Source organism: Eubacterium sp. CAG:161, from assembly GCF_000432355.1.
Taxonomy (GTDB): Bacteria; Bacillota; Clostridia; order Lachnospirales; family Lachnospiraceae; genus Eubacterium_G; species Eubacterium_G segne.
The window spans coordinates 223,510-242,774 of the sequence record NZ_HF991871.1; the positions used below are offsets into that span (position 1 = coordinate 223,510).

Consider the following 19,265-nt stretch of genomic DNA (forward strand, 5'->3'; position numbering starts at 1 on the left):
ACAATATCCGGTTTTACCTGATTTGTTTCCCTGGTAAATCCCCGTCCCGAAAAGGATGCCATTACATCATTAGATGAATTATATGCTCCAACACTTATTACCTTTGAAGACGTGGAAGGAACCGTAAGTGTTATATCGGGGTCAGGTCTTAAAAATGAGGTATTTTCGTTTATAATTCCTCCTTCCGGAAGCCACATATCATATCGTCCCGTAACTATATTTTCAGGTGTAAGTCTTATGGTCCATATTCCTGATTTCACATAATTTGAAACCGGTATAAGTTCAAAATATATTTCCTGATACTGGGTATAAGGCTTAGGAGTCCCATAAAACACATAAACATTTGTCTCATCTGTCTCATATTTATGTGCCCTGTTATAAATTTCAATCACATCTATAATAAAGCCTGAAGGTGCAATTATCTGTACCCTAAATTCATCTGAAAAGTCTTTCCATAACTGAATACTAAATGCCTTTTGAAAACGTGATACCTGAACTTCCACATCTGTAGGCTCAAATACATATCCTCCTGCATGACCGGCACTGTCTCCCTCATTTCCCGCCCCCACGCATATGGATACCCTTCTACCGTCAGCCATGGAATCCAAATAAGTAGAAAGAAGAGATGTGCCATCATGAGAACCATAGCTATTGCCAAAGCTTAAGTTCATCGCCAAAGGCATTTTATAGCTTTCCGCCACCTTTATCATATAATCAACGGCCTCCATTAACTGAGTTGTTCTTGGAAACGACCTCTCCCCTGCTAAAGCCATCTTTACAATTACAAGACTGCTTTTTGTTGCGATTCCCAGATTATCATTTTTATTTTCAGCAAAATTGCCTGCTGCAATTCCTGCCACATGGGTTCCGTGTCCTGAATAATCCACGGAATTTACCGATTCATATGGATTTTCTGATTTTAAAGCCTCGTTAATTTCTTCTGCATTATAAACTCTGTCATTTGTCTGGTCCCACAAATTAAGTATTCTTGTGGTTCCATCCTGATTTCTAAAAGCCTCATGGGTAAAATCAATGCCACTGTCAGCTATTCCCACTATCACTCCTTCTCCAAAAAGACCATTGTTTTCATTATTTGCAAAGGTCTGCTGTACCTCATTTATGCAGGATGCCTGTTTTCCCCTAAGCATTGAAAATATAAGTGCTGTAGGCTTCTCAATGTAGATAATCTCCTCCACATTAGCCACTTCATCTATCAATTCCTTTTTTACATTTAAAACGGCATAGCCGTTAGAAAGCTCTCTAACATCTACGCCGTTTATTTCCCTTACTTTATCTAAATTTCCTGTATACCTTACAATAAGTTCCCATACATCCTCTTCTGAATCAAAACCTGTCATTAATCCCTGAGATTTCATTAATTCCTCCTGTGGGATTTCCAACGCCAAACTAAGCGAATTATCTGATTTTTCCCCCATATTTCCCTCTTCTAATAAAATAATACATTAACATGCCTGTTCAAACTGACTGTTATACAAATCTGCATAAAATCCGTTTTTGCTCATAAGCTCCTGATGATTTCCACTTTCAATAATATCTCCATCCTTTAATACGAGAATTAAATCCGCATTTTTTATTGTAGACAATCTGTGGGCAATTACAAATGATGTTCTGTTCTTCATAAGTTCATCCATGGCTTTCTGGATTTTCTGCTCAGTTCTTGTATCAATAGAACTTGTAGCCTCATCTAAAATCAAAATAGGTTTATCAGCTATCATTGCCCTGGCTATTGTAAGTTGCTGTTTCTGTCCCTGAGACAGGTTAATCTGATCATTTAAAATAGTATCATATCCATTTTGAAGTGTTCTTATAAAGTGGTCAAGACCAACTGCCTTACATGCTTCCCTCATTTTTTTCTCTGATTTATTTTCTGAACAATAAATCAGGTTTTCCCTGATACTTCCTTCAAACAACCATGTATCCTGTAATACCATACAGAATTTTGAGTGAACATCCTCTCTTTTAATATCTGCTGTGGATACTCCGTCGATTTTTATTTCACCACTGTTTATTTCATAAAAACGCATTAACAAATTAACCAGTGTAGTTTTTCCAGCACCTGTAGGCCCTACTATGGCTATTTTCTGACCTGCCTTCGCCTTAGCCGAAAAATCATTTATTATTATTTTGTCAGGCTCATACCCAAATCGTACATGAGAAAACTCCACATCACCTTTGGTATTGGTAATTATTGCCTTCTTATTACTTTCATCCTGCATTTCCTCTTCACCTAAAAACTCAAAAACACGGGATGATGCGGCACCTGCTGACTGCAACTGCTGAAATGCCTGGGCTAACTGTGACAATGGCTGGGTAAAATATCTTATATACATCATAAACGAAACAATAACACCAAAAGAAATATTTCCATTCATGGCAAGGGCAGCTCCTACCACGCAAACTGTAACATAACCGAAATTACCAATAAAAGTCATTAAAGGCATCATAAGTCCTGACATTGCCTGTGCCTTAAAGCCACTGTTACTTAAAGCTTCATTTAATTCATCAAACTGCTTCTTTGCTTTATCTTCTCCATTATAGGCTTTTACCACTGTATGACCTGAATATATTTCTTCTATATGACCATTTATTGCTCCAAGATTCATTTGCTGCTTTGTAAAATATTTCTGGGAATGTTTCATAATAACCATCATAAGGACAAAGCCTAATAATGTTGAAAGAACTCCGGCAATGGTCATTACAACATCTGTTTTTATCATCATTATAAGAGAACCTGCAAACAATGTAACAGCAGAAACCATTGTTCCGATACTCATGTTAAGAGATGTAGCAATCATATCTACATCATTTGTAACACGGGATAACACATCTCCAGTGGAATTATGATGATAGTAATTCATGGGAAGCTTATTGATTTTTACTGAAATGTCATTTCGAAGTTTTCTTGACACACACTGTGTAACTGTTGACATTATAAATCCCTGAGTTGCTGAAAGAATGGCACCAACACCATATAAAACAGCCAAAATCATTGCTGTTGACTTAATTTTATCCATATCCATTTTGGCATTAGGCATTATACCTTTAATAATGGTATCTGTAATTTCCGATATCTTATCAGGGCCAATCAGTGTTAAAACCGTTCCTCCACAGGCACATATTATTGCAATTATAATAAATGCCCAATAATTCTTACAGTATTTAAGGAGCTTGCTCCATGTGCCTTTCGTTACCTTTTCCTTTGACATTGCTACAGGCATTCCCGGATGTCTCATTCCTCTTCTATTTGTTGTTCTACCTTCCATTACGCCAATTCCTCCTTTGATAACTGAGAGTATGCGATTTGTCTGTATTCCTCACAGGATTCCATTAACTCACTATGAGTTCCTTTTCCTGCGATTTTTCCGCCATCTAACACAATAATTAAATCTGCATCCCTTATGGTTCCTATTCTCTGGGCTACAATTATTTTCGTAGTGTCGCTACACTGTTTTTTCAAAGCCGTACGCAGCTTTCTGTCAGTTTTATAATCAAGAGCTGAAAATGAGTCATCAAAAATAAGTATTTCTGCCTTCTTTGCTATAGCTCTTGCTATTGATAAACGCTGTTTTTGTCCACCTGAGAAATTATCTCCTCCCTGTGCCACATAACCATGGTATTTATCCTTGAGATTTTCCACAAAATCATCTGCGCATGCAATTTTTACGGCTTCCTTTACCTCATCAGGCGTAGCATCTTTCTTCCCATTATCACCATATGCAACATTTGATTCTACGTCCCCGGAAAATAAAATTGCCTTTTGGGAAACATATCCTATTTTATTTCTAAGTTCATTTTGTTTGTAATCTTTAACGTTTATTCCGTCAACTAACACTTCTCCGTCTGTTACATCATAAAACCTTGGAATAAGATTAATTACCGTACTTTTTCCACATCCTGTAGCTCCAATAAAAGCTATTGTTTCACCTTTATTTGCCTTAAAACTGATATTTTCCACAACATTTGCCGCAGCATCAGGATATGCAAAAGATACATTTTTAAACTCAACAGTGCCTTTTTCCTTAGTATCTCCATCTAAGCTACCGTCTTTTATGGTTATATCAGTATCTAAAACTTCTGTGATACGATTTGCAGCTACTGATGCCCTAGGCCAAATCATAAAAATCATAACCAGCATGATAAACGCCATAATAACCTGCATTGCATAGGAAGAAAATACAACCATATCTGAAAATAATGTAAGTTTCTTATTCATTGCCGCATTATTAATTAATATTGCCCCTATCCAATATATTGCAAGGGTAAGACCATTCATTACCCCCTGTATTCCCGGCATAAGAAATGCCATGGTTCTGTTTGCAAACATATTAGCAGATGTAAGTTCATTGTTAGCCTTTTCAAACTTTTCTTCCTGATACTCTTCTGCATTATATGCTCTTATTACATTTAATCCTGTAAGATTTTCCCTTGTAACCCTGTTTAAGTTATCAGTTAATACCTGCATCTTTTTAAATTTCGGAGATGCAAGAACAATACATGTAATAACAATTAATAATAAAATTACCAGTGCAACTCCTGTAGATGCCGTCCACTGCCAGCTTTTATTATAAATTTTAAGTATTGCCCATACAGCCATAATAGGTGCCTTGGCAATTGCCTGAAGTCCCATTACAATTAAAATCTGAATTTGTGATACATCGTTAGTAGTTCTTGTTATAAGGCTGGCTGTGGAAAACTTTCCAATTTCCTCCATGGAGAAATCCTGTACCTTATGAAACAACTTTTCTCTGATGGTTGCAGCAAAATCAATACCTGACTTAGCCGCCAATACTGCCACTGAAATACCTGAAACCAAACTTCCAAAAGCACACGCAAGCATTTTCCCTCCTGCAATTAAAATGTCCTGCATACTGCTGTCAGGGGTTTCAACTAACACTGTAATTTCAGACATGTAATCCGGAAGTTTCAAATCAAGCCATACCTGGGCTACAATGAAAACTAAAGCTATTAAAATAAAACATCTGTCTTTTTTCTCTAAATTCTTAAAAAGTTTAAACATCTATTAGTCTCCTTTACATACTATTAACTATCTGCGTTTTCACACAGCTTTATTATTACATTTACAAATGTATTAAGCTCCTCCTTTGAAATGCCTTTTGTATATTTTTTAGCTGCATGTTCCATATCTACGGCTGCAATACTGCAAAGCTTTATTCCTTCTGCGGTAATACGAACCTTTTTTATTCTCTTATCAAAGGGATCACCAAAACACTCAACAAATTTTTTCTGTTCCAATCTCTTTACAATACCTGCTGTGGTAGATTGTGCCAAATGCAATAATTTTTCAAATTCTTTCAGGGTGCATTCTCCCCCTCCATCTTTATTTAACCTCATTAATGCTCCAAGCTGCATCATTGTTAAATCATATTTTTTTAATGCATTATTGGCACTTTTTTCAATGTTATCATGCAACTGCTTTATCATATAAAAGCAATCTTTCCTCTTATCTGTTATTTTATTCATAATATCCTCCGAAGTAGTGAATATACTAACACTTCAATCGCATACTGTCAATAGTGTGCGATTGAAATAATCGTAAAAAATTTGTGCCTTATTTTTAAACTAATCATTATAATTAACATTATATGCCACATATTCATGGGAAAAATGATATCCTAATTTTTCTGCCATTTTTACTGACCACATTATTCTTGCGTCCCAGCTTGGATACCATCCTTTTTTGATACATTCAAGAATTAATTTAGCACCACATATGCTTGCAAGACCTTTGTGTCTGTAATCTTTTCTTGTAGCAATTTCCACTTCAATTCCATCCTTAAATCCGGAATAAGAGGATGCAGCGGAAATTAATTCTCCATCCTTTAATATTGCAACACCCATTCCCTTTGCACTGTACATTTCATATGTATCATATTGTGCTACAAAGTCCCGGCTCCACTGCTCCTTAAAACAGGCATTGTATAGTTTTTCATCAATTATTTTTATTTCATATTCCTTTGATAAACCTTCTGCAATGCTTTTTAAATGCTCTACATTAAAAACACCTTTTTCCTTTTTCATTGCATATCTGGTTGTTCTTTCTGCCTTGTTTCCAAAGCACTTTTCAATTAAGTTGCCCCATTCTGTATCTTCCGGCCCCATAATAATGGAATTTTTTAATTTATCCGGTTTAAACATTACTAATTCTTCATTTAATTTTCCTGCAAAATAGCAGAAATCCCCTAAAATAGCCATGGCAGACGTAGGATTATTTAAATTATCCACATATATATCTCCCATAACTTTTTCAAGGCATCCCCATATTACTCCTTCATCCCATTTTTCAAACAGATAGTTTACAGTTTTTGTATCCTCTAATTTATATATCATATTTTACATTCCTTTTTACTTACATAAACGTATGCCGCTAATACCGCAACTCCCGTTATAATCCATGAAACAGGATATACAATAAGCAAAACATCATATGAATGATATTTTACAAAAACAGTGTATATCCATACTAATCTCAATACACAGGTTCCAAATACCGTAAGGGCTGCCGGTGTCATGGAGTGTCCCATTCCTCTAAGGGCTGCACCACCTATTTCATAGGAGCTTACTAAAAGATAAAAGAACAGTAGCAATCTCATTCTTGTTACTGCATAGCCTGCCACTGCCGCTTTTGAAGTGAATATTGAAGCAAAAAAGAAACCGTTTAATGCCACAATTATTCCCAAAGCCTGTGAAATCACTACGCTGTATATCATACATATACGGAATACTTTTTTAACTCTGTCATAATTTCCTGCACCAAAGTTAGTGCTAACAAAGGTTACCGCTGTCTGACTGAAAGCACTAACTATAAAATATATAATAAATTCATAATTAAGTGCCACCGCAGAACCTGCCACCACATCAGAACCAAATCCGTTAAGAGCCGCCTGAATAAATACATTGGCAAAAGAAAATACCATTCCCTGTATTCCTGCCGGCACACCTATTTTTAATATTTTACTTAAATCCTGCTTTGAAATGCCTAATTTCTTAACAGAAAGTTTAACAGGTTCATTTTCATGAATAAGTATATATGTAATCATTAATGAACTTACAATATTAGAAATAACTGTTGCAATTGCAACACCTGTTACTCCAAGATGAAAAACAATAACAAGAAAAAGATTAAGGGCTGCATTTAAAACACCTGCCACTGTAAGGCAATACAGGGGGCGTTTTGTATCTCCGATACTTCTTAATATAGCTGCGCCAAAATTATATAGCATAATAAAAGGCATACCAAGAAAGTATATTTTCATGTAATCTACTGCCAGATTCAAAGTGTCTGCGGGAGTGTCCATTAAAACAAGAACCGGTCGTGCCACAATAATTCCTATTACAAGTAAAAAAATGCCACTTACCAAAGCTATAACAATCGATGTATGTACGGCACTTTTAACTTTATCATCCTTTTTACTGCCTAAATAATTGGAAATGACAACATTTGCTCCTACTGAAATACCTACAAACAAATTAATCATTAGATTAATAAGGGAACCTGTACATCCTACTGCTGCCTGGTCCTGACTGGTGGCAAATTTTCCCACTACTGCCACATCCACAGAATTAAATAACTGTTGCAAAACACTACTTACAGCCAGTGGAATGGCAAACATCAAAATATTTTTCCATAAACCACCATTTACTATGTCTATACTACGGGTCGTTTCTGATTTACTTCTATTCATTTCTCTGCCTTCTTCTCTAATATAATATTTTACTATTCTGATAATCTCAAACTTAACTGATACTGGAAAGAATCTAAACTGTTATTTTTCAGTGACAATGCTTCTTCTAAATCATAATCTACCAGCAAATCATTTTTAATAGCTACTACACGGTTTTTTCTGCTTTCTTTTAAAATCTCAACAGCGTAAGCTCCCATAAGTGAACCATACATTCTGTCCTTTGCCGATGGCTGTCCACCTCTTTGAATATATCCTAAAACAGACACCCTTGATTCTATGCCGGTTTTCTCCTGAATAAGCTTTGCCAATTCTTCTGCATCTGTTACGCCTTCCGCAACTACAACTAAATAACAGTCCCGTCCGTCAGTATGATGCTTCTTTATGGCATCAGTAACACTGTCAAAATCTCCCTGCCATTTTTCCGGTAACAATATAGCATCTGCTGATGCCGCCATCCCTGACCACAATGCAATATATCCTTTTTTTCTTCCCATAACCTCCACAACACTACATCGTCCGTGAGATATTGAAGAATCTCTGATTTTGTCAATTGCCTCTGTGGCAGTATTTACGGCAGTATCAAATCCTAAGGTATACTCACTGCACCCCATGTCTCTGTCAATTGTTCCCGGAATACATATAACATTTATACCTTCTTCCTTAAAATCAATTGCACCACGAAGAGTACCGTCGCCTCCAATTGCCACTAATGTATCAATGCCGTTTTCCCTTAGATTTAACGCCGCCTTTTCTCTATATTCCTTTTTTAAAAATCTGTCACTTCTACTGGTAAAAAGTATAGTGCCTCCTCTGTTGTTTATGTTTCTTACATCATCCATACTAAGATGAACAGTTTCAAAATCTATTAATCCGTCGTAACCACGAAGTATACCAACTACTTCAATGCCTAAATTACAGGCACTAAAAACTACCGCACGAATAGCTGAATTCATTCCCGGGGCATCTCCACCACTGGTTAAAACGGCAATTTTTCTTATATTTTCCATGAATTATCCTTTATCTTAAAAATCCATTAACAATCTGTTCTTCCGCTTCCTGTTCATTAAGACCTAATGTCTGAAGCTTAATTAACTGCTCTCCGGCAATTTTTCCTATTGCTGCCTCGTGAATAAGGGAAGCCTCTAAATCATTTGCAGTAATTTCCGGAATAGCACTTATTTTTGCATTGTCCATAATAATGGCGTCGCACTCTGAATGTCCATTGCACTTGGCATTTCCGTTAATTACCGAGAAAAATGTCTGTCTTGAATCGTCTCTTGCCACTGAACGGGAAATAACGTTTGCACTGGAGCCGTCTCCATTCATGTCCACATTAAAACGGGTTGTTGCATGCTGTTTTCCGTGGGTCATAATACGCTCGGTAATTACTATTTTTGCATCTTTGTCAAGTTTTGCCGATGTTACCCTTTCTGTTGAATCAATGCCTTTTATCTGCACCGTTTCCATTTCCATAAATCCACCTTCTTCTATATTAACTATAGTTGTAGGATTCATTACGTTTTCGCCGTTTCCGTCTCCCTTACCATAATGCTTTTCCACATATTTTACCCTGGCATTTTTCCCAATGTAAAATGTATGAATGCCATCATGCTTAGATAGTTTATCCCCACTGTTGTGAATTCCACATCCTGCCACAATAAGAACATCGGCACCTTCACCTATGTGGAAATCGTTATATACGCATTCCTCTAAACCGGTTTTGCTGATAACTACAGGAATATGAACACTTTCATTTTTGGTTCCCGGCTTCACATATATATCTATGCCATCCTTGTCTTCCTTAGTTACTATATTTATGTTTTCAGTAGTATTTCTACTGTCCTTTTTGCTGTTTGCCCTTATATTATAAGCACCCTGTGGTATTTCATGAAGTCCCGTCAGCTGCTCAAATAATTCCATCTGTATCTTATCCATATTACCACTCCTTACGCCTGTAATTTTTCACAGACATTGTTATTATTTCCTAAAACAAGAGGCATGATTTCCTCTTTATCTCCATGTGCCCTTATCTTTCCATCCACTAGAAGAATTATTTCATCTGCAATATCTAATATTCTCTCCTGATGGGATATTATAAGAATAGAGTTAGTGTTCTTATGCTGCATCTTTTCAAATACTTTAATAAGGCTGTTAAAGCTCCATAAGTCAATTCCTGCCTCCGGCTCATCAAAAACAGATAATTCCGTTCCTCTTGCAATAATTGTGGCAATTTCTATTCTTTTTAATTCACCACCGGAAAGACTTGCATCTACCTCTCTGTTTATATAATCCCTTGCACAAAGACCTACCTCTGACAGATACTCACAGGCTTCGCTTATGGACAACTGCTTTCCTGAAGCCATTCTAAGAAGGTCAATTACCTTTATTCCCTTAAATCTTACAGGCTGCTGAAAAGCAAAGCTTATTCCTAATTTTGCCCTGTCTGAAATGGACATATCTGTTATATCCGTTCCATTGTATATGATTTTACCTGATGTAGGCTTAATTATTCCTACAATAAGCTTAGCCAGTGTGGATTTACCACTTCCGTTAGGACCTGTTATGGCAACAAACTTACTTTCATCAATTTTAAGGCTGATTCCATTAATTATATCTTTTTGTTTTCCATCATCTTCTTTAACACTAAATTTAATATCTCTAAGTTCAAGCATATTGTAAAACTCCTTTTCCGCCTGTACTACTTACTTTTGCCAACGCACCTTCTATTATTGAAAACTGTGGTCCCTTATGACCAATATCTGCATCAAAAATAACCGGCACATCTAAATCTCCAAGTATGGACATAATAGCTTCCTTATATGGCTGTTCAATCCACGAATTATACATTAAAGGTCTTCCAAAAACAAAGCCCTTTGCATATTTAAAATAACCTCTTTCCTTCATCTGCCACAAATGGGTTACTAAAACAACATCCTCCATATTAAAGCTTTCCAACGCCCATATTATACCATCTTTTTTATATTTTTCCACAAATTGTTGTGTTCCGTCATATTTAGTACCAATAAGGAAAGCTATAACATCAAGGCACCCTCCTAAAAGCCGCCCTGATATTTCTATTTTTTCCTCGCCACGGCCGTTTACCCAGCTTACTTTTTCATCATTATAATATCCCTCATAACCTGTAACATATTCATGGCGTTGGGATTCGTAATAGTCAAAAGATTTTTGAACCTTAACTTTTCCTTCTAATACTCCCAAAGCATTCTCCACCGGCTTTTGCCATGGATTCATTCCGAAATCACCTATATGGCATCCATACACTGCTGCCACATCACAGGTTGTTACAATGGGATATACCAGTCCCGTATTATCTGAAAACCCCTGAAACCACTTTGGATTATTCTTAAACTGCTCAAAATCCACATAATCAAGCATTTCCATAAGATAATCTCCACCAGCTGCGGAAAAAACAGCTCTAACATTTTTATCTGACACTAATTCATTAAACTGTTTTCCCCTTTCTATTCCCGTAGAGCTGCAACCTCTGCTATCTGACTTATATACATTATCTGTTAATTTAACATTGTATCCTTTACTTTTTAATTGTTCTGTTGCATTTGCAACTCTTTTTTGTTTTAACTCATTAACTATTCCTCCGGAAGTAGCTGTAACACCTATAGTATCTCCCGGTTTTATAAACTCTGGAAAAATCATTGTCATTCTCCTTTATCTTCTTTTTTAATCTCTGCTTCCTTACCTAATGTCACAGAATAAATTATCATTTCCTTAACATTTATTTGAGAAATTCTCTCTATGGCAAGCTTATAACATTCTAACTGCACATGATAACGTTTATCAAGTTCCTCCATGGTTTTAACCTTATCTGTTTTGTAATCAGCAATAACAAACTCACCATCTTCTTCAAAGCATACATCAATTATACCCTGAATTATCATTGTTTCATCTGAATTTGACCTGCCATTTATTTCATTAGCCTTAACTCCTAACAGAAACTTCCGCTCCCTGTAAAGCTTACCTTTCTTATATGCCTTTTTCATTCTATTAAACAAATCAGTTTTTGTAAATGAAATTATATCTTTATAGTAAATACACCCTGCCTGTTCTTTAGTCATAAGTCCTTTATCCACAAAGGATTCTATCATTTTCTTAACGGTATCTATGGTATATTCCTCCATGTCAAAATCAAGAAGTTCAAATACCCTGTGATATGCGGTGCCCCGTTCTGCACCGTATAATGTTTCATTGCCCGATATATCTTCTCTGGCAAAATCCGGTATTATTTCCGGCACTTCAGTTTCCTTATGAAACTCCTGATTTCCATCAATTTCCTCTACATAAGCCATACTTTGCTTCTTTATTTCCGTTACACTTGCCTTTGAATGTAAAGTAACATCATCTAAATATTGGTATGTAAAGTCAAATTTTTTCTTAACATCATCTCCATTATCAGCTTTTAGATTAAAAATCCTATCAAGCTTTTTGCTGTCAATTTCATCCTTAATAAGAGCCTTTCCTTCCTGATATAACATATCTTCCGCTTCCACCGTATTTATTACAATGTCTGCCTCTGCATTATACATTTCATCCCTGGCCTTTGTTCCATTAAACTCTCTTTCCGCTATGGTGTCAAAAGCCTTGTTTTTAGCCACGGTTTTACCAATCCACGTAAACATATTTGGTGCATTAACAATGTTTGAGTATGACATTTCATCCTTTACGTTATACATACTTTCCTTTAAATCAGAAATAGTCTTTGTAAGTTTCTTTGTAACACCGGTAATAATCAGCTTTTCCTTTGCTCTTGTAAGGGCAACATAAAGGATTCTAAGCCTCTCCGCCATATCCTCCTGTTTGTTCTTTCTCCTTATAAGTCTTTTTACAATAGTTGGTGACTTTACTTTCAAATTTTCATCTATCATGTCAACGCCAATATTTCCATTGTCATCTACCACGATTTTGTCTGTGTCATTTCTGCCGCCACCGTTGGTGTCACACAAAAACACCACCGGAAATTGAAGTCCCTTACTTTTATGTATGGACATTATTTTTACTGTATTATCATTTTCCTGACTAATTCCTGCCTCACCGTCGTCGCTGTCTAAATACTGTAATTTTTCTATATATCTGATAAAATTAAATACACCTTTGTAACTAATATTTTCATATGCCACGGCTTTTTCTTTTAAAGCCTCAATATTTACATGCCTTCTTTTTCCTCCCGGCATGGATGAAATATAATAATCATAGCCTGTTTCATTTACCAGCTGTTCTATAAGCTCATACACTTTTATATATACACTACGTTTTCTGTAATCATCAAGGAAATCCAAAAACCCCTTAACCTTTACTTTAATTTCTGCATCAGAACCCGTTTCCTTATACAGTAAAAGGTTGTCATACAGATATTCACAGATGTTTTCAGCCTTAATTACTGCCAGCTCATTTTCCGTAAATGAAAACATGGGACTTATTAAAATTGTTGCTAAAGGAATATCCTGATATGGATTGTCAATAACTGACAATGCACTAACTACTGTCCTAACCTCTATAGTCCGGTAATATCCTGTTTTAGAATCTGCCACTGCCGGTATTCCATTATCCTCTAATGCCTGAAGGTAAATATCGCTTACCCCCTTAAGACTTCTTAAAAGTATGGTAATATCGCTATATTTTACCCTTCTTTTATTTTGCCCCTCTTCTGTTATTTTAAGACCATTTTCCGGGTCTGTTATTTCGAGTATTTTTTTTGCCACAAAATCTGCTTCATCTTCCCTTCCCTCTCCTTCTACCATAAAAATTTCAGTAGAATTATCCTGCTTATTAATGGATTCATCGTATTTTGCACCACATGTAAGTCCGTTTCCGTTTTTGTAATTTATCCCTCCTACTTTTTCCGTCATAATATAATTAAATATATAATTAACACTGTTTATAACTTCCCTTCTGCTTCGGAAGTTTTTATCTAAAATTATTTTACAGCAGTCTTTAGTTAAATCCTGAGAATATGTGTCATACTTATGCAAAAAAAGTCCCGGTTCCGCCTGTCTGAATCTGTAAATACTTTGTTTTACGTCACCAACCATGAAAATATTATTTACTCCCTGACCTTTTGAAACGCTGTTTAAAATATCCTCCTGAACGTAATTGCTGTCCTGATACTCATCAATCATAATTTCCTTGTAATTTTCTGCCATTTGTCTTGCCACATCTGTAGGATATACATTTCCCTTTTCATCTTCAGAAAGTAATATCTTTAAAGCAAAATGCGCCTGGTCATTAAAGTCCATTATTCCCTTTTCCCCTTTTTTATCTGCAAAACGTTTCATAAAATCAAGGGTTAATTTAATTATCATAGAGACACTGTCATGACTTTTTATAATATCAGATGCCATTTCTTCAACAGTCTGTTCAAACAATTCCGATTCTAATTTACCAAGCCTGTCCATGGCCTTTTTCTTTATATCCTGAACCTGCTTTTTCTTTGCCTCATCACATCCCTTTGCACCTCTTAGGGTGACACTTTTAACACCTCTAAACGCCAGACGCATTTTATTGTAATTATTCTGCTTTTGTATTTCAGAAATGCTTTCCATAAGCTGGGTCAATCCATCCACGCATCCCGGTCCGTCTGTTTCCATGGAAATTTTAAGTGCCGTATTTAAATCTTCTAAAATGCCATCTAACTCTAATTTGGCAAAATTAACTATTTCTCCTAAAAGCTCTGAATTTTCAAATTCTTCTAAAGTTTTAATATTATATATATTTCCGCTGTTTTTTACCCATTTTTCCGGGTCACTGTGACCGCAGGCATTTTTGTATAACTGTTCAATTAATTCTTCAATATTATCTTTAAGCCTTCCTGCCGAATACTGTTTTGCCAGACTCATAAACTTTTCATCTGCCTCTAAATAATAGTCTTCAAGCATTTCTCCTATAACATCCGCCTTAATCATTTTTATTTCAGTTTCATCGGCAATTCTGAAATTAGGATCTAAATCTATTTTGTCAAAGTTTTCCCTTACAATCTTTGCACAAAAACTGTCTATGGTAGATATATCCGCATTATGAATAAGTGAAAGCTGTTTAATAATATTTTCATTGTCAGGATTTTTTTCTATCGCTTCTTCAAGGGCAGCCCTTACACGTTCCTTCATTTCAGAAGCCGCCGCCCTGGTAAAAGTAACCACAAGAAGCTCGTCGATGTTTACATCACTTTCTTCATCAGTAATCATATTAATAATTCTCTCAACTAAAACTGCGGTTTTTCCGGAGCCGGCTGCTGCTGATACTAAAATATTTCTGTTTCTTGTATTAATTACATCTAACTGTTTATCTGTCCACTTCATATTTACTCTCCTTTATTTTCCTCAGTGTTTAGACGGCTAATAACCTGTTTTAAGTCTAATTTTTCTAATTGTCTGTATCTGTCTCCAACCTTTAGGTCAAAACCGCACACGCCACCATATGGACAGTAAGTGCAGGCGTTTTCCGTAGGATTAATCTGAATATTACCATCAATAATATCCTTTCGCATATTTTCAGCCATATCATAAACATGATTTATGAATTTCATATAATTATTGTTTTCAATCACTGTACTTCTGCTGCTTAATCCTGTTTTTGTGGTTCCTACTTTAATTATTTTAGAATTACCTGTTGCCTGTGACAATTCCTTATCAATTGCTTCTATTACATTAAAATCAGAATTTACAAGTCCACTCATTCTATAGCATTTATACTGCTCATCCTGAACTTTTTCTTCCATTAATTTTTCATCAGATACTGTTTCCTTTGTGCCTTTTTTTCTGTATTCTTCCCTTACTTTTCTTATATCCGGGCGGTCAATATATGGATTTTGAATATGGAAATAAAGTCCTGCTCCCGGAAGAACAGTTTTATCGGGATTTTTCTTTTTTTCAAATTCTATGGCATCCTTTAAATAAACCATAAGCTGCATCTGCATTCCAAAAAAGGTATCTGTAACATTAAATTCCGTTGTTCCTGATTTATAATCTATAACCTTTACAAAAATTTCGTTATTTTTTTCATAGGTATCTACCCTGTCAATTCTTCCATGAGTGATTCTAAGCTCATATTCTGACGGCACAAAATCTCCGGAATTAATATGTCTAATCAACACATCAATTGTTTTTTCTGCTGTTTCCCTAACCTGATTTTTAATAAAAATGTTACGTGCAGAACTGTCTAATGCATCATTTTCATAATTTTCCATTGTATCCACAACGCAATTATTAAGGATGGCATTATAGGTTTCCTTTTCTAAATTTTCCCAATGCAATCCTTCTTTTTGCACATTAACAAAAAACTTATTTATTACCTCATGATATAAATTTCCAATGTCATAAGCAGCTATCTCATATTCTCTTCTTTCTCCTAACTTAAGACCATTTCTTAAAAACTGGGAATAGGCGCAGGCTGCATATTTTTCTAATCTGGTTATACCTATGTTTTCCTTCTCTTCGTATAGCTTTCTGGCATTTTCCCTGCTGAGATAAGGCTGTCTTCCCTTATAAAATGTTCCTTTTTTAATTAATTTAAGACACTTCTTAGCATCTACATCATCAGATAATACGGAACAAAGAACTTCAAAAAGCCTGTCTTCCTTTCCTGATTTGTATTCTCCTGCATTGGCTGCAATATAATCTAATGCCTCTCTTTTAGTTGTTATTTCTTCAAGACTATTTGCATATTTTTCTTCATCCTTAATTTTTAAGTCTGAAAACATTTTTTGCAAATCGCTTATTAAATATGATTTTCTAAGAGTCTTTCCTGCATTGTCAGTCTTACTAAGGGTAAGAATGACTTTTTCCGTAGGCTTTGCTAAAAGTGAATATAAATAAACCTTCTGCTTAAATATATTTTCTCTGGCTGTAGGGGCTAAAACAAAGCCTTCCTTTTCATCTGCTTTAAGGAAATCCCTGTCTGAATCTGTAATTATTCCACCATTGGTTGCCATTTTAGGAATAATTCCGTCATTAACTCCTAAAAAGAAAATAATCTTCTTTGTATCCTTAAGTCTTGTTCTTTCAATATCTCCCACCATAAGGGTATCTAATCCGGGAGGTATTATTCCTACTTTAGCCTCTAAAAATCCCGCCTTTAATATTTCCACATATTCCTTTGGAGAAACTGTTTCTTCCCCCATTAAATTAACAATTCTTTCAAGCATTAAAATAATAACCCCATATATCTGCTGATATTCTTTTGATAGTTCAGGTTTATTATCTTTTTCAAACATATCTACGTAATCATTTATTCTTTTTTCCATGTTAGTGGAAAGAATAAAATTATAAAGTGCTAAGGTGAAATCTTTTATTGTGGCTTTTTTGTCCTTAAGAGTGGTTCTTAAAGCTAAAATATCATTATATATTTTCTCCCTTACATTATTAACCGTAACAAGTCTCTCTTCAAATCCCTTATAACATTTTTCCCATTTAGCAGAATAACTTTTAAAACCGCGACGACCAAATCTTCTAATATAATTTTCAAAAACATCAATGTCATTTCTGTTTATTTCCAGCAAATTAAGTCTTAACATTCTCATAACAGCATCATAAGAAAAGTCCATTGCTATTACGTCAAGCACTGCTATAATCCCGTCCACAAAAGGATTAGATGAAATATCTCTTTTGTGGTCAATAAACGCCGGAATATCATATTTTTTCAGTTCTTCTTCTAAATAAATATAGTAGTTTGCCATATCTCCGGTAATTATGGCAATATCGTTGTATCTGTAGTTTTTATTTACAATTAAATCTGAAATTTTTGCCACCACAAAAGCTACTTCACTGCGGGGATTTGGCAGGGAGTAGATTTCAATGGCATCATTATAATTTTCATTTTTTTCCAATTTCTTATTTCTGAAAATGTTTTCTTCAATATGGCATAATGCTTTATTATTTTTTATTCTATAAGGAACCTTACCTTCTCCGGCAATTAATGTTTCATTTATGTTTACATTATTTCTTTTAGCTAAAGTTTTAAGCTTTGCTATGGTTTCCTTGCTTAAGGAAAACAACTCATATTTATTAAATGTGGTAAAATCTTTCTCATTTTCAGGCAAAGTAATACTTACCATAACGCCTTTGGAATACTTCATTAACAATTCCAATACTTTATACTGAATTGGCGTAAATCCTGTAAAACTGTCAAAATAAAAATAGGTATTTTTTATAATTTCAGATTGTCCCACATATTTGCAAAATATATCCAGCACATCCTCTGTTGTTATCATTTTATCCTGTATGTACTCATCAAAGGCTTTTCTAATCACCAAAATATCCTTTAGCTTATGATAAAGAGCCGGTCTTTTTCCACACAAATCAAGCATATTATCCATATCTGTATCTGATATGTAATATTGCTTAAGCTCTGACAAAACCGACTTTACCTTTTCCACAAATCCCGGCATTGCTGTTTTATTTTTGTATATAATAAGCTCCTTTTTACACTGTTCCAGCACTTTTCTTATAACAAGGGATTTCCCCAAATCATCCATTACCTTGTAATTAATTATACCCTGCTCTTCAAATATTAAATATGCCAGACGGTTAAGACTGGTAACTTCTATGTTAAAACTACCTCCTAGTCCATATTCCTCGTTAATCATTGTAAGTATCTGCTTTTGGGTTTCCATGGAAAATTGCTCCGGAACCACTGCAAGGATATTTTTATCCGGATTATTCATGGATGTATCTATTAAATTCTTATATAATAAAGTAGACTTTCCTGAGCCTGCCCTTCCTATAATAAACTGTAATGACATATTTTCCTCCACAATATCATTTCAAAATCTATAACTTATAACTTTTGAAACACCTGATGTGTTTCTTTCTATGACTTTTGAAACGGTATCGGATTACCGTTTCAAAAATTTGCTTCGCAAATCACGCCCCTTCGGGGCTGGTCAACTACGATTTTGAAACACCTGATGTGTTTCAAAATCTATATTTAAGTATAGTATATAGGATGTGTCAATTTCAACACATACTTTTGTCATACTTTGCCCCTGACATTAATAAATTAGAATATAATCAAATTTAAAGTGAGGAGTCAGTATGGGAAAAAGTCCAAAATTCATGGTATTTCATTTAAAGGAGCTTATATACACCGTAGTATTTGTACTCCTTGGTATTGTTCTTGTGATTTCATTAATTTTTATGTTTTGTAATAGAAACAGTGATGAAAAAAAGGAAAAAAGTTCCTCAGGGCAATATGAGGCCGGAGTATATACCTCCTGTGTCACACTGAACGGAAATCCAATGGAGGTAACTGTCACTCTTGATAGCAATCACATTAATTCTATTACGGTGGACAACATAAGCGATGCGATAACGACTATGTATCCTTTAGTAGAACCAGCTTTTGAAGATATTTCAAAGCAAATTGTGGATACCCAGTCAGTAGACAATATTAAGTTTTCGGAAGAAAGCCAATATACATATTCTTTACTATACAACGCCATTGTAGACACTATTAACAAAGGTAAAAAATAACAATAGCCTTAAGTATAAAAAGACGGGAACTCCCGTCTTTTTA

General features: G+C 35.1%; 13 protein-coding genes. 1 reads left to right on the forward strand and 12 read right to left on the reverse strand.

Annotation, left to right across the window (positions count from 1 at the left end; all coding sequences use genetic code 11):
• From Q5O30_RS07635 to Q5O30_RS07690, 12 genes are all read right to left on the reverse strand, one after another.
• The coding region (locus Q5O30_RS07635) for a S8 family peptidase (protein ID WP_302674640.1) at positions 1–1,436 on the reverse strand (1,436 nt) is incomplete at its 3' end.
• 27 nt (positions 1,437–1,463) lie between these two features.
• Positions 1,464–3,284, reverse strand: coding sequence for an ABC transporter ATP-binding protein (locus Q5O30_RS07640; RefSeq protein WP_021953163.1), 1,821 nt, complete (start codon positions 3,282–3,284; stop codon positions 1,464–1,466).
• Positions 3,284–5,038 carry an ABC transporter ATP-binding protein gene (locus Q5O30_RS07645; RefSeq protein ID WP_021953164.1) on the reverse strand — a complete coding sequence of 585 codons (1,755 nt, stop codon included), beginning with the start codon at positions 5,036–5,038 and terminating at the stop codon, positions 3,284–3,286. Before Q5O30_RS07645 ends, Q5O30_RS07640 begins: the two co-directional genes overlap by 1 nt.
• A gap of 23 nt (positions 5,039–5,061) precedes the next feature.
• Positions 5,062–5,502 (reverse strand): MarR family winged helix-turn-helix transcriptional regulator, encoded by a 441-nt coding sequence (locus Q5O30_RS07650; protein WP_021953165.1) that lies wholly within the window; start codon positions 5,500–5,502, stop codon positions 5,062–5,064.
• A 99-nt stretch (positions 5,503–5,601) separates the two neighbouring features.
• Positions 5,602–6,369 (reverse strand): GNAT family N-acetyltransferase, encoded by a 768-nt coding sequence (locus Q5O30_RS07655; RefSeq protein WP_021953166.1) that lies wholly within the window; start codon positions 6,367–6,369, stop codon positions 5,602–5,604.
• Positions 6,366–7,724 carry an MATE family efflux transporter gene (locus Q5O30_RS07660; RefSeq protein ID WP_021953167.1) on the reverse strand — a complete coding sequence of 453 codons (1,359 nt, stop codon included), beginning with the start codon at positions 7,722–7,724 and terminating at the stop codon, positions 6,366–6,368. Before Q5O30_RS07660 ends, Q5O30_RS07655 begins: the two co-directional genes overlap by 4 nt.
• 32 nt (positions 7,725–7,756) lie before the next feature.
• Entirely contained in the window at positions 7,757–8,731 is a 975-nt protein-coding gene (locus Q5O30_RS07665) for an ATP-dependent 6-phosphofructokinase (protein WP_021953168.1), read from the reverse strand.
• A 10-nt stretch (positions 8,732–8,741) separates the two neighbouring features.
• On the reverse strand, positions 8,742–9,659 hold the full coding sequence (locus tag Q5O30_RS07670) for a SufD family Fe-S cluster assembly protein (RefSeq protein WP_021953169.1): 918 nt from the start codon (positions 9,657–9,659) through the stop codon (positions 8,742–8,744).
• Between the two features lie 11 nt (positions 9,660–9,670).
• Positions 9,671–10,396 (reverse strand): ABC transporter ATP-binding protein, encoded by a 726-nt coding sequence (locus tag Q5O30_RS07675; RefSeq protein ID WP_021953170.1) that lies wholly within the window; start codon positions 10,394–10,396, stop codon positions 9,671–9,673.
• Positions 10,389–11,399, reverse strand: coding sequence for a S66 peptidase family protein (locus Q5O30_RS07680; protein WP_021953171.1), 1,011 nt, complete (start codon positions 11,397–11,399; stop codon positions 10,389–10,391). The genes Q5O30_RS07675 and Q5O30_RS07680 overlap by 8 nt, the downstream gene beginning before the upstream one ends.
• Positions 11,400–11,401: 2 nt before the next feature.
• On the reverse strand, positions 11,402–15,052 hold the full coding sequence (gene addA / locus Q5O30_RS07685; protein WP_021953172.1) for a helicase-exonuclease AddAB subunit AddA: 3,651 nt from the start codon (positions 15,050–15,052) through the stop codon (positions 11,402–11,404).
• A 2-nt stretch (positions 15,053–15,054) separates the two neighbouring features.
• A complete protein-coding gene (locus Q5O30_RS07690) occupies positions 15,055–18,492 on the reverse strand; it encodes a PD-(D/E)XK nuclease family protein (protein ID WP_021953173.1) in 3,438 nt (1,145 codons plus the stop codon).
• A gap of 292 nt (positions 18,493–18,784) precedes the next feature.
• Here Q5O30_RS07690 and Q5O30_RS07695 point away from each other — a divergent pair, with 292 nt between their 5' ends.
• Positions 18,785–19,222 carry a hypothetical protein gene (locus Q5O30_RS07695; RefSeq protein ID WP_021953174.1) on the forward strand — a complete coding sequence of 146 codons (438 nt, stop codon included), beginning with the start codon at positions 18,785–18,787 and terminating at the stop codon, positions 19,220–19,222.
• Positions 19,223–19,265: the final 43 nt, after the last annotated feature.

Bases quoted from the DNA above. Each gene is read 5' to 3' on its own strand.
- Q5O30_RS07640 (WP_021953163.1), bottom strand. From the start codon at position 3,284: ATGGAAGGTAGAACAACAAATAGAAGAGGAATGAGACATCCGGGAATG.
- Q5O30_RS07645 (WP_021953164.1), bottom strand. From the start codon at position 5,038: ATGTTTAAACTTTTTAAGAATTTAGAGAAAAAAGACAGATGTTTTATT.
- Q5O30_RS07650 (WP_021953165.1), bottom strand. From the start codon at position 5,502: ATGAATAAAATAACAGATAAGAGGAAAGATTGCTTTTATATGATAAAG.
- Q5O30_RS07655 (WP_021953166.1), bottom strand. From the start codon at position 6,369: ATGATATATAAATTAGAGGATACAAAAACTGTAAACTATCTGTTTGAA.
- Q5O30_RS07660 (WP_021953167.1), bottom strand. From the start codon at position 7,724: ATGAATAGAAGTAAATCAGAAACGACCCGTAGTATAGACATAGTAAAT.
- Q5O30_RS07665 (WP_021953168.1), bottom strand. From the start codon at position 8,731: ATGGAAAATATAAGAAAAATTGCCGTTTTAACCAGTGGTGGAGATGCC.
- Q5O30_RS07670 (WP_021953169.1), bottom strand. From the start codon at position 9,659: ATGGATAAGATACAGATGGAATTATTTGAGCAGCTGACGGGACTTCAT.
- Q5O30_RS07675 (WP_021953170.1), bottom strand. From the start codon at position 10,396: ATGCTTGAACTTAGAGATATTAAATTTAGTGTTAAAGAAGATGATGGA.
- Q5O30_RS07680 (WP_021953171.1), bottom strand. From the start codon at position 11,399: ATGATTTTTCCAGAGTTTATAAAACCGGGAGATACTATAGGTGTTACA.
- addA (WP_021953172.1), bottom strand. From the start codon at position 15,052: ATGAAGTGGACAGATAAACAGTTAGATGTAATTAATACAAGAAACAGA.
- Q5O30_RS07690 (WP_021953173.1), bottom strand. From the start codon at position 18,492: ATGTCATTACAGTTTATTATAGGAAGGGCAGGCTCAGGAAAGTCTACT.
- Q5O30_RS07695 (WP_021953174.1), top strand. From the start codon at position 18,785: ATGGGAAAAAGTCCAAAATTCATGGTATTTCATTTAAAGGAGCTTATA.